The sequence below is a fragment of the Bradyrhizobium shewense genome, from assembly GCF_900094605.1.
GTDB classification, from domain to species: Bacteria; Pseudomonadota; Alphaproteobacteria; order Rhizobiales; family Xanthobacteraceae; genus Bradyrhizobium; species Bradyrhizobium shewense.
The window spans coordinates 257,340-269,415 of sequence record NZ_FMAI01000005.1 but is presented as its reverse complement, the minus strand read 5'-3'; the positions used below and the strand labels follow the sequence as shown (position 1 = coordinate 269,415).

11 protein-coding genes are annotated in these 12,076 nt (G+C 60.7%); all 11 read right to left on the bottom strand.

What is annotated here, in order from left to right; all coding sequences use genetic code 11:
• Positions 1-7 precede the first annotated feature (7 nt).
• The 11 genes from sufC to GA0061098_RS12220 all read right to left on the bottom strand — a co-directional run bounded on the left by sufC (position 8) and on the right by GA0061098_RS12220 (position 12,017).
• Entirely contained in the window at positions 8-760 is a 753-nt protein-coding gene (sufC, locus tag GA0061098_RS12270; protein ID WP_091956554.1) for a Fe-S cluster assembly ATPase SufC, read from the bottom strand.
• 64 nt (positions 761-824) lie between these two features.
• A complete protein-coding gene (gene sufB, locus GA0061098_RS12265) occupies positions 825-2,321 on the bottom strand; it encodes a Fe-S cluster assembly protein SufB (protein WP_091956553.1) in 1,497 nt (498 codons plus the stop codon).
• Positions 2,322-2,515: 194 nt separating this feature from the next.
• Positions 2,516-2,710 (bottom strand): 4Fe-4S binding protein, encoded by a 195-nt coding sequence (locus GA0061098_RS12260; protein ID WP_091956552.1) that lies wholly within the window; start codon positions 2,708-2,710, stop codon positions 2,516-2,518.
• 752 nt (positions 2,711-3,462) lie between these two features.
• Positions 3,463-4,575: an alanine dehydrogenase gene (ald, locus tag GA0061098_RS12255; protein WP_091956551.1), complete on the bottom strand. Its 1,113-nt coding sequence runs from the start codon at positions 4,573-4,575 to the stop codon at positions 3,463-3,465.
• A 388-nt stretch (positions 4,576-4,963) separates the two neighbouring features.
• Positions 4,964-6,010, bottom strand: a complete 1,047-nt coding sequence (gene hypE, locus GA0061098_RS12250) for a hydrogenase expression/formation protein HypE (protein ID WP_091956550.1) — start codon at positions 6,008-6,010, stop codon at positions 4,964-4,966.
• Positions 6,007-7,149, bottom strand: coding sequence for a hydrogenase formation protein HypD (hypD, locus tag GA0061098_RS12245; RefSeq protein WP_091956549.1), 1,143 nt, complete (start codon positions 7,147-7,149; stop codon positions 6,007-6,009). Before hypD ends, hypE begins: the two co-directional genes overlap by 4 nt.
• Positions 7,146-7,331, bottom strand: coding sequence for a HypC/HybG/HupF family hydrogenase formation chaperone (locus GA0061098_RS12240; RefSeq protein WP_347337523.1), 186 nt, complete (start codon positions 7,329-7,331; stop codon positions 7,146-7,148). The genes hypD and GA0061098_RS12240 overlap by 4 nt, the downstream gene beginning before the upstream one ends.
• A gap of 49 nt (positions 7,332-7,380) precedes the next feature.
• Positions 7,381-9,636 carry a carbamoyltransferase HypF gene (hypF, locus tag GA0061098_RS12235; RefSeq protein WP_091956547.1) on the bottom strand — a complete coding sequence of 752 codons (2,256 nt, stop codon included), beginning with the start codon at positions 9,634-9,636 and terminating at the stop codon, positions 7,381-7,383.
• A complete protein-coding gene (hypB, locus tag GA0061098_RS12230) occupies positions 9,636-10,589 on the bottom strand; it encodes a hydrogenase nickel incorporation protein HypB (protein WP_091956546.1) in 954 nt (317 codons plus the stop codon). The genes hypF and hypB overlap by 1 nt, the downstream gene beginning before the upstream one ends.
• A complete protein-coding gene (hypA, locus tag GA0061098_RS12225; protein WP_091956545.1) occupies positions 10,589-10,930 on the bottom strand; it encodes a hydrogenase maturation nickel metallochaperone HypA in 342 nt (113 codons plus the stop codon). Before hypA ends, hypB begins: the two co-directional genes overlap by 1 nt.
• Positions 10,923-12,017: a hypothetical protein gene (locus GA0061098_RS12220; protein WP_091956544.1), complete on the bottom strand. Its 1,095-nt coding sequence runs from the start codon at positions 12,015-12,017 to the stop codon at positions 10,923-10,925. The genes hypA and GA0061098_RS12220 overlap by 8 nt, the downstream gene beginning before the upstream one ends.
• Positions 12,018-12,076 lie beyond the last annotated feature (59 nt).

Below are 12,076 nucleotides of genomic sequence, written 5' to 3'. Positions count from 1 at the left end.
AGAGCCGTCAGGCCGCGTGTTCGAATTGTGCGTAGCCGGAAGCCTCGAGCTCCAGCGCGAGTTCCTTGCCGCCGCTCTTCATGATCCGCCCTTTCGACATCACGTGCACAACGTCCGGCACGATATGGTCGAGAAGCCGCCGATAGTGCGTGATTATGATCATCGCTCGTTCCGGCGCACGCAAGGCGTTGATGCCGCTGGCGACGATACGCAGCGCGTCGATGTCGAGGCCGGAATCGATCTCGTCAAGGATGCACAGACTCGGCTCGACCAACGCCATCTGCAAAATCTCGTTGCGCTTCTTCTCGCCGCCGGAGAAGCCGACATTGACGCCGCGCTTGAGCATGTCCTGCGGAATGTTGAGCGAACCGGCCACCTGGCGGACTCTTTTCAGAAATTCGGGGGTGGAGAATTCCTGTTGGCCGCGCGCCTTGCGCTGGGCATTCAGCGCCGCCCGCAGGAAGTTCATGGTGGTCACGCCGGGGATCTCGACCGGATACTGGAATGCCAGGAACACGCCCTTGGCGGCGCGTTCATTTGGCTCCATCCGCAACAGGTTCTCGCCCCTGAACAGGATTTGTCCGCGGGTGATCTCATAACCGGGCTTGCCGGCGATAACATGCGAGAGCGTCGACTTGCCGGAGCCGTTCGGCCCCATGATCGCGTGCACCTCACCCGCATTGACGTTAAGATCGAGGCCGCGAAGAACTTCGCGGTCTTCGACACCAACATGCAAATGTCGGATTTCGAGTAGCGCCATTCTGATCTGATCCCTGAAATGTCATCTGGCGAGCCGCATTCAAGGGGGCTCGCGGGATGTTTGGTTATCCGACAGATCCGTCGAGCGAGATCGAGATTAGCTTCTGCGCCTCCACTGCGAACTCCATCGGCAGTTTTTGCAGAACTTGCTTGACGAAGCCGTTGACGACGAGGCCGACGGCCTCCTCCTGCGAAAGACCGCGCTGGATGCAGTAGAACAGCACGTCCTCGGAGATCTTTGAGGTCGTCGCTTCGTGCTCGAACGTCGCCGAGGAGTTCTTGGCCTCGATGTACGGCACGGTGTGCGCGCCGCACTTATCGCCGATCAGCAGCGAGTCGCAGGCGGTGAAGTTGCGCGCGCCGGTCGCTTTCCGGTGCGCGGTGACAAGGCCGCGATAGGTGTTCTGCGACTTGCCGGCCGCGATGCCCTTGGAGATGATCCGGCTCGACGTGTTCTTGCCGAGATGGATCATCTTGGTGCCCGAATCGACCTGCTGGAAGCCGTTCGAGATCGCGATCGAGTAGAACTCGCCGCTCGAATTGTCACCGCGGAGAATGCAGCTCGGATATTTCCAGGTGATCGCCGAACCGGTTTCGACCTGGGTCCAGGAGATCTTCGAACGGTTTCCGCGGCAGTCGCCACGCTTGGTGACGAAATTGTAGATGCCGCCCTTGCCTTCCGAATTGCCGGGGTACCAGTTCTGCACCGTCGAATATTTGATCTCGGCGTCGTCATGCGCGACCAGCTCGACCACGGCGGCGTGCAGCTGGTTCTCGTCGCGCTGCGGCGCGGTGCAGCCTTCGAGATAGGAGACGTAGGAGCCCTTGTCGGCGATGATCAGCGTGCGCTCGAACTGGCCGGTGTTGCGCTCGTTGATGCGGAAATAGGTCGACAGCTCCATCGGGCAGCGCACGCCCGGCGGCACGTAGACGAACGAGCCGTCGGAGAACACCGCCGAGTTCAGCGTCGCGTAGAAATTGTCCGAGGTCGGCACCACCGAGCCCAGATACTTCTGCACCAGCTCGGGATGCTCGCGGATCGCCTCCGAGATCGGCATGAAGATCACGCCGGCCTTCTTCAGCTCCGCCTTGAACGTGGTCGCAACCGAGACCGAATCGAAGACCGCGTCGACCGCGATCTTGCGCCGGGCCGGATCTTCCTCCCCGGGCTTCGGCTCGACGCCTTCGAGCATGGCGACTTCCCGCAAGGGAATGCCGAGCTTCTCGTAGGTCTTCAGGATCTCCGGATTGATCTCGTCGAGCGAGGTGACCGTCTTCTTCGGCTTCGGCGCCGCGTAGTAATAGAGGTCCTGGAAATCGATCTTGGGATAGTCGACGCGCGCCCAGGTCGGCTCGGTCATGGTCAGCCAGCGCCGATAGGCCTCAAGCCGCCACTGGAGCATCCAGGCGGGTTCATTCTTTTTCTGCGAGATGAATTTTACGATCTCTTCCGACAGCCCCTTGGGGGCCTTCTCGGAGTCGATCAGGGTTTCAAACCCATAACGATACTGGTCGACGTCGATGCGCTTCACGCGCTCGACCGTCTCTTGTACAGCTACCATTGCCCGCTCCACTCGCGCAACGACACCTCCCGCTGGCGAGGATTCCGCCCCAATCTATCTGAGCGGATCGCGCAAGTTGCCGCCGAGTCAGGGCCAGCGAGTGAGAGAAGCGGAAGACGGATCCAAAAGGCGGCGGCTGTCGATCGCGTTTCCATCATATTTCGCGCCGGAGCTCCTCTCATCGGCTACTCCACCTACGCCGGCACGCAGGTATCGGGCACCGGGCAAACGACGGCGCATTGCGGCGCGTCAAAGTGCCCCTCACATTGAGTACACTGGGTCGGATTGATCACATATATGTCGTTCTTCAAGTTGATCGCGGCATTGGGACATTCGAACTCACATGCACCGCAGACGGTGCACTGGGATGCGATTATCTTGTAGGCCATACTGCGATTCCATGAGCGAAAGTTGCGGGACAATTTCTTGCTTTCAAGTCTTGTGCCAGACAGTTGACTTGATTTTGTCTGGGCTATTTTCGAGAACGCAAGTCGCCGTCTCGACACGGTGTCGCAAATCCTACACCGCGCATGACAGTAGCTTGAGCTCGATGCCGTGGTTCGCGTATGGTCGATCTCACGGCAGTCAGCGATCAGGTGGACCGCGTTCGCCAGCCTCAGGGAACGATCTGCGATCCTTGCTAAGGCCGCCGTGCCGCGGCGATGATGGATGAGCCGCGCGATCTCAAAAATTTCTCCGCCGGTGTGTCAGGTCGACCCCGGGCCACATCTTGATGGTTCCACTCACCGGGACAGCGGCGGCTTCGGCGACAGTACCAGGGTAAACAACCCGCGCAGTCGTCACCGGCCGGATTGACGTCTCCACAGCCAGTCAGAATCGCGGCGATCGGGCCAGACAAAGTCGCTCCGGTGGTCGCGAGGTCCCCAGCGGACCCGCAGACGCATTCTCAATTGCGTTGGATTACCTGGCAAGACCGGCATTCATATGCGCTGTATGGACCGAAAGTACATTGTCTCGCATCGTGCGGGGACTGAAGCCAAGCCTTCGTCTGGTGATCCTCCGCTTCGCTCCACGGTCGAAGTAAATGCCGGCGCCGGTTAGCAGATCGATGGAGCCGAAAAAAAGCCACCCCGAAGGGTGGCTTAAGTCAGGGAGGAAACGCCCATGAGGGCCTCTGGGATCAGGCCGCAGCCTGTTCGATCGGTGAGAAGGGCAGCCCGAGGCTTTCGGCGACCGCTTCGTAAGTTAGCCGGCCCCGATGGACGTTGAGGCCTGCGCGCAAATGCGGATTGTCGAGCACGGCGGAAAAGCCCTTGTTGGCCAGAGCCAAACCAAACGGCAGCGTCGCGTTATTCAGTGCCTGGCTCGAGGTCAGCGGCACGGCCCCGGGCATATTGGCCACGCAATAATGAATGATGCCATCCACTTCGTAAGTAGGATCATCGTGAGTGGTTGGGTGCGATGTCTCAAAGCAGCCGCCCTGATCGATAGCGACGTCCACGAGCACCGCCCTCTTGCGCATCGAGCTCAGCATGCTCCGGCGGACTAGCTTCGGCGCGCTCGCACCTGGAACGAGCACCGCACCAATCACCACATCCGCCGCAAATACCTCTTCCTCCACAGAGTCGATAGTCGAAAACCTGGTGCGAGCGCGTCCTTCGAATAGCTCGTCCAACTCGCGGAGCCGGAGTATCGAACGGTCGATGATGGTCACCTCTGCGCCCAGACCAACCGCCATGCGTGCCGCGTGCGTACCAACAACGCCACCTCCGATCACCACGATTCGGGCAGGCTGAACACCGGGCACCCCACCGATCAACAGCCCTCGTCCGCCTGCACTCCGCTTCAGGGCGCTGCCCGCCGCTTCGATCGCAAGCCTACCCGCGACCTCGCTCATCGGCGCCAGCAGCGGAAGACCACCATGCGCATCAGTTACGGTCTCGTAGGCGATCGCAGTGCATCCAGATTTCAGGAGGCCCTTGGCCTGATCCGGGTCGGGGGCCAGATGCAAATAAGTGAACAGGATCTGATTTTCCCGCAGCTGACACCACTCGGACGGCTGAGGTTCCTTAACCTTTACGATCATCTCGCTCGATGCGAAGACCTCAGCTGCGGAAGTTAGAATCGTTCCGCCAACAATGCGATAATCGTCATCGGTTGCACCAATGCCAGCGCCGGCATTGGTCTCGATCATCACGCGGTGGCCCGCTGCCACGTATTCGCGGACAGCTCCCGGGGTAAGGCCCACGCGATATTCGTGTGCCTTGATTTCCTTGGGGACTCCGACCTTCATCTGAAAACTCCCTGCCTGGAGCGCCTTTCTAATCGGAAGCGAGCAGCGATATTGCGACGCAGCCGTTAAAATGGCGCAGAAATTCAACGATATTTGACAAGCTTCGCAGGATTTCAAACCCACGGGTGCCGAGCGGATCGTGTGACCATGCTCGCTGAGCTTAACCGTCGAAAGTGCGCGGTGGCGACGAATCGTTTCGAATTGCGTTCTCGGCTCGTGGAAAAGCCAACAACCGAAATTCAGCACGCCCAAAGAGCGAAGTCGCAGTCTGCCGGTTGGGCTGATCGCCCATAGAAGGGATCGTTTCCAGAGCTAATGAGTGATGGGTGATGGCTCATGACCATTGATCATAAACTTGGTTCCCAAAAGCTGGACGATACGCAGCGTGTCAACAGATCCGAGGCAATTGTTCGGCCCACAACCAGTCGACGATTCGTCGACCGCCGAAACCGGTCGCCATCTGGACAAATTTCCGATTGTCAGCCACCGCTTCGCCAATATCAGCTGCGTCGGCCCCGAGCGGGTGCGCCTTCATGGCTGCAAGCACGGCATCGGCCAAATCAGGCGCGACGATCGCAACGAGCTTGCCTTCGTTGGCGACATGGATTGGATCGAGTCCAAGGAGTTCGCACGTAGCCGCAACCGCCGGCTTCACCGGAATGGATGCTTCCTGCAGACGGAACCCGAGCTCGGATTGATGCGCAATCTCGTTGAGGGTCGCGGCAAGCCCACCGCGCGTGGGGTCGCGCATGACCCGGATGCCGCTACCGCCGGCGGCAACCATGACCGCTACGAGGTTGTGCAACGCTACGGAATCCGAGACGACCTCGGTTTGAAAAGCGACGTTCTGGCGCTTTGACATGACCGCCACCCCATGATCGCCGAGGCTACCGGAGACCAGCACACGGTCCCCGACCCTTGCCTTGTCGGCGGAGAGATCGAGCCCATCGGCCACAATCCCGATCCCGGTCGTAGAGATGAACAGACCATCCGCCTTGCCGCGCTCGACGACCTTGGTGTCTCCGGCAATGATGTAAACGCCGGCACTGCGCGCTGCCGCGCCCATGGAATCGGCGATCGCCTTCAGATCAGAAAACGGGAAGCCCTCCTCGATGATAAAACTGGCCGACAGATAGAGGGGACGCGCGCCGGACATCGCGACATCATTGATCGTGCCGTGCACAGCCAGTGACCCGATATTGCCGCCGGGAAAGAACAGCGGCGAGACCACATAGCCGTCCGTCGTCATCACCATCCTGCCTGCCGCAACGTCAAACGCCGACTGATCATTGCAGCGGGCGAGCCATTCATTACCAAAGGCTTGGTGAAAAAGGCCGGAGATCAGCTGCGCCATGGCACGGCCCCCGGATCCGTGGGAAAGATCAACGCGTCCGTTCTCGACATCGAGCTTGCGTTGATAGCCCTTTACGCTCATGACGTGTGCCTCACCGGTTCATCGCGAACTCGGCCATAGGTCCAATACGCCGCACAAGCGCCTTCCGATGATACCATGCAGGACCCTATGGGAGTTTCCGGCGTGCAGACGGTTCCAAACAGCTTACACTCGACCGGCCGCTTGGCGCCACGCAGGATCGCGCAGCACTCGCACGCCGGATTGTCTGCGACACGCAGGTCGTGGATCGCAAAACGCGTCTCAGCGTCGAATTGCGCGTAGGCCCGTTTCAGCTTCAGTCCGCTGTTGGGTACGAGTCCGAGCCCACGCCATTCAAACTGCTCGCGCAGTTCGAACATCTGCGATACCTCGTCCTTGGCGCGCCGATTGCCGTCACGCGTCACCGCACGACTGTATTGGTTCTCCACCTCGTAGCGATCTTCGTTCACCTGCCGCACTAGCATCAGGATCGCCTGCATCACATCGAGCGGTTCAAATCCCGCGATCACGATCGGCTTGCCAAATTGTTCTGCCAGGGGCTCGTAAGGCTGCGTACCGATAATGGTGCTGACATGTGCAGGCCCGATGAAGCCGTCAATTGGAACCCCGCCGGTGTCGCGGATTTTGGGGTTCTCGAGAATGCTGTGCATCGCAGAGGGTGTAAGCACGTGGTTGCAGAACACGCTGAGGCCCTTCAGCCGCTTCTTCTCGGCAATTCGGATCATCACCGCCGTCGGGGGCGTCGTGGTCTCAAATCCGATGGCAAAGAAGACCACCTCGCGGCTCGGCGCCTGTTCGGCGAGCCGGATAGCGTCGAGCGTCGAGTAGACCATCCGAATGTCGGCGCCGAGCGCTTTAGCTCGCAATAGGGACTGTCCTTGCGACCCAGGCGCGCGCATCAGGTCGCCGTAGACGCACAGAGTGACCTCTGGTCGGTCGACAAGCCGTATCGCCATATCGATTCGACTGGCGGGGAGAACGCAGACGGGACAACCGGGCCCGTGGATCATGCGAACGTTCGCGGGCAGCAGATCCTCCAGGCCGTAGCGGGCGATCGCATGAGTGTGCCCGCCGCAGAATTCCATGAACCGATAGGCTCTTTGCGAACTGACCTCGGCGCCAATCGCACGCGCAATTCCCTGCGCGATGGCCTTGTCGCGAAATTCGTCGGCATATTTCATGATCGGCGTTCCCCTGCGCCGCCTAGCTCCTGCAGCAGCTCCAGCGTGCGCTTGGCTTCCATCGGATCGATCTTAGCCAGTGCATAGCCGACATGGACAAGGACGCAATCGCCGACCTCGAGCTCGTCGACGAGAGCGATCGATATTTCCAGGCTGATGCCATCGATGCACGCTATGGCCATGTCGTTGGGAAGAATTTTCGCAATCTTTGCCGGAACCGAAAGACACATATCAGGCTGTTCCTCCCCTGGCGGACGACTGTTGAGCTATCTGCAGGGCGGCAATCCAGGCCTGGCCAAGACTTAAACCGCCATCATTGGGCGGCACCCGCCGTGGCAAGAGCGGGGTAAGGCCGGCAGCGCTGCAACCGCGCGGGATTTCATCCGCCAGCGCCGCGTTCAGGAAGCAGCCGCCGCTCAGAACGACGGTATTAACGCCCGTTGTCCGCGCAGACCGTGTGACCCAGTCAACGCAGGCGGCGGCGAAGGTGCCATGAAACAGCCCGGCTCCGCCCACCGCGTCAATGTCATCTGCAATCAAACGCGCAAACAGCGGACGAAGCGACAGCACGGCGCCAGCGATCGTCCAGCCGGATTCGAGAATCGCAGTCCGCCGCACCAGCGCCTCGAGCTTCATCGCCGCTTCGCCCTCATAGCTCTGCAAACTCGCAATCCCCAGCAGCGCCGCTGTCGCGTCGAACAACCGGCCCGCACTGGTCGTCGTGGCCCCGCCCGGCTGTTCGAGTAAGGCCGACACACATCCAGCCTGCCGTTGCGCCGCAAAGCGCCGCCCGATTTCGTTACCCCGGCCGAGCTCATGTAATACTGCGCTGGCCATGCGCCACGGCTCGCGGGCTGCACGATCTCCACCAGGCATTTGCAGGGGCGCTAAGTGCCCGATGCGTCGGCACCTCGTCCCTTCGCACAACAATAGCTCGCCACCCCAGTTACCGCCCTCGGAGCCAAGGCCATGGCCATCGAGCACCAGGGCAAGCGCAGGTCCCGTATGGCCATGCTCGGCGATTACTGCGGCAGCGTGTGCGTGGTGATGCTGGACAGCGACCAGCGCGCGGCCATTTGCTTCCGCAAACCGGGTAGAAGCCATATCTGGATGCAGATCATGGGCGATGGCGAGAGGCTCCACGTCAAGGCTCGATGTGAGGTGTCGGATCGTCTCCTCGAACGTACGGATGCCTTCGGCCGTATCCAGATCGCCAATATGCTGGGAGACGAACGCTTGGTTGTCCCGCGTGATGGTGACGGTCGATTTCAGTGCGCCGCCGACGGCAAGCACGGGCGGCACAGACTTCGCAAGCCTTATTGGTTCGGGGACATAGCCACGGGCACGACGAATGAATTGCGGCCGGTCAGCCACCACCGACACCACGGAGTCATCAGCACGCGTCACTATATCGCGATCATGGGTCACGATAAGGTCGGAGATCCCCTTGAGCCGCCGCAGCGCCTGCGCGTTGTCGATCAGGAGCGGTTCGCCGCAACGATTGGCACTGGTGGCGACGATGACCGGGCCGGTCCGCGCACATGCTCCTGCCGAGCGAAGCGCATGAAGGATGAGGTGATGCAGCGGCGCTACAGGCAGCATGACACCCACACGCGATAAGCCCGGAGCTATGGCAGCCGCCAAATTGTTCCGCGAAGAAAGAAGGACGATGGGACGTGCTACGGATTCGAGCAGCGCAAGCTCGGGCGCGTTCGCCTCCGCGATGTCGCTGACGCGCTCTATGGAATCGACCATAACCGCGAACGGCTTCTGAAGGCGCTGCTTTCTCCTGCGCAGACGCTGCACGGCGTCCTGGTTACGCGCATCGCAAAGTAGCTGGTATCCCCCCAGCCCCTTTATCGCCACGATTTGTCCTCCCGCGATTGCCGCGACAATGGCGCTGATCCCATGGCTGAGCCGAGGCCCGCATGTCGGACACGCGATCGCCTCCGCATGAAACCTGCGGCTCGCCGGATCGGCGTATTCGGCCGCGCAGGCGGCGCACAGCCTAAAAGCCCCCATCACGGTGTTGCGGCGGTCGTACGGCAGCCGTTCGGCGATGGTGTAGCGTGGGCCGCAATGGCAGCAACTGATGAAGGGGTAAAGGTAATGCCGATTTTCTGGATCGAACAGCTCCCTGAGGCATTGCTGGCAGGCAGCAGCATCAGCGACGATCTGGGTTGACAATTTGCCGCCTTCGCTCGAGCCGATCGAAAAGTCTTTCGCCGCGAGCGCAGCAGTCTCGCGAACGCAGATGTGGTCGATGCGTGCCAATGGAGGCGCCTCGAGCGGCAACGTGGCGACAAACTCCGACGCACGGTGGCCCTCGACCTCGATCGTAACACCCTCGGGGCCATTGATGACAAATCCCGCCAATCCGTAGCGCATGGCGAGTCCATAGACGTAAGGACGAAAGCCGACCCCTTGTACGGCCCCACTCACGCGCACGCGCAGCCGCGTTCGGTCGCAGGTGGTTGGGGCGCTCATCACCTTGTGTCTTCTAGGGCGCGCCTCTGATGCCCCGCCTGTCTATCGATCCACGCGTAGAGCGCGCCAAAACCCTCACCCGTACGAGCCGAAACTACAAGCACGTCGATCTTTGGATTGACTCGTCTAGCGTATTCGATCGTCTTGCCCAAATCGAACTCAAGCAGTGGGACCAGATCAATCTTGTTGATCACCATGAGCGAAGAAGCGGCAAACATATCAGGATATTTGAGCGGCTTGTCTTCACCTTCGGTAATCGACAGCACTACGATCTTGCAGGCCTCGCCAAGATCGAAGGCTGCGGGACAGATCAGATTACCGACGTTCTCGATGAAGAGAATACCACCCGTGAGCAGCGGCAAGCGGCGATAAGCCTCGCCAATCATCGCAGCGTCGAGATGGCAACCCTTGCCGGTGTTGACTTGAATGGCTGGCACGCCGGTGGCCCGAATGCGTTCGGCATCGTGCGAGGTGTGCTGGTCGCCTTCGATGACGCCGACCGGCCGGCTACGCTTGAGTTCAGACACCCCGCGGACGAGCAGCGTCGTTTTACCTGCACCGGGACTGGACAAAAGATTAAATACAAGCAGGTCATCCGCGACGAAGAGCGCGCGGTTATCCGCCGCAATACCATTATTCTTGCCAAGAATATCGCGCCCGATCTGAATGACCCGCTCTCTGCTCATGCCCGCGACCTTCAAGCCAGCCGGGCCGGCGCCGGCACCCAGAAAGGCCTGCCCACCATGAGCCTGATGGGCAGACCGACGATGGCGCCTATGACTATCGCCAGCATGGTTTGAACGCTGCGGGCCTTGGTTTTCATGCGGAGGGGCACAATGGCGATCGCAATCGTCCCGCACATGGGCATCGTGTCGGTCATGGCTCTCCGCATCATGCGCATTGGCGCGTTTGGTCGACGGCGTCCCTTCGGTGCAGCCGCAAACGGTACACATCAATCGATCTCCAGCTCTTTCACGCGCATCTGTTCACCCGCAGTCACCTGCAACTGATAGCTGCCGCAGCAAGGACAGCATTCACCGCGTCGCGCAATCTCGACGTTCTTCGAACAGCTCATGCACCAGGCAACGCCTGGCAGTTCGATGATATTAAGGACTGCACCCTGGGCAACGGTCCGCGCTGCCACGACAGCAAAGCAGAACCTGATCGCTTCGGGCGCGGCATGACTGAGCGCTCCCATCTCTAGACAGACGCTACGCACCCGCGAAAACGATCGGTGACGTACCTCCTCCTCGACGATTTGAATGATGCCAAGACAAATCGCCATTTCATGCATCGCCAACTTCGCGAAAATTGAGAGTGAACCCGACGCACGGATCGAGCGATGCAATCACCGCATCGACTGCATCCCGACGTCGTCTAGCCGTCAGCACCGCGCCCTGCAGGCTGCGGACAAGCGGTCCGCGCGGGTGGAAATTCCACTCCGTCGGCGCAAGGAATTCGAAGCGGGATATCCGGCCCTGAGGATCAAGCTCAACCGCGTGGTAGAGACGGCCCCTGGCGCATTCGACCGCTGCCGCCGCACGGCCGGGCCCCAACTTATATCTTTCGATAATCCCATGCTCCGCCGCGTCAATCTGAGCACCGGCTTTGAGCCAGGCACATAACCGGAGGGCTTCGGCAACTCTGGCCCTCAGCCGCTCGGCCGCACCGGAGGGGCTCGGCGAGAGCCGATCACGCGTCATTTGGCGCGCCCATGGACCCGTCTCGGGCACATGTCCGTCAAGATCCGGACAACAGCAAAATGTTGCGCCATCCACGAGCAGCCGTTTAATGACGTTGAGGTCGTCCGCAACGGACAGGAACGAGTGCTCCGCCGGAATTGACTTTAGGTCGATCTCATCAAGCGCTGCAATGCGAAGCGCCAATGGGCCATCGGACCTCTCCGCGTCCCCCTCATTCGGCATGCCGAGCGCGTTCAGCGCAGCCACGATCCGCGCCGTTGCTTCGCATTGAGCGGAGTCCCAGGCTGGCTGTGCGCTGCCGAGAAGCGCTGACATTCCCCGCATAAGAGAGCGGGTTGCCGCCGCACTGCCGATGTAGTGCGTAAAATGTCCGACAAACAGGCCCCGTAGCAAATCCGCGATGCGCTCGATAACGATAAGCGCAATACGATGCTGTTTTGTCGTGCGGGTGATCACTTCGTCGCGCGCCGTCTCCACCGCGGACAGCAGTGCAGTTTGCTGCGCAGCGGCACACAACGCGAAGAGCCGCGGCAGCACCTTGAGCAGCGACGAGGCTTTTTTTCCAGTGAACAGCCGCGCCAGCGGCGGCCGGACCCGCGGTAGGATCTCGATCGCGGCGACTACGTCGGCAGCTAGCAACACGGTGACATCGATTTTATTGTGGGCAGCGAGGCTCATGCGCACCGCTCCACCAACGTCCTGCGCGAGGTATGCCGGCGGTCGCTGCGCCCGCGCCG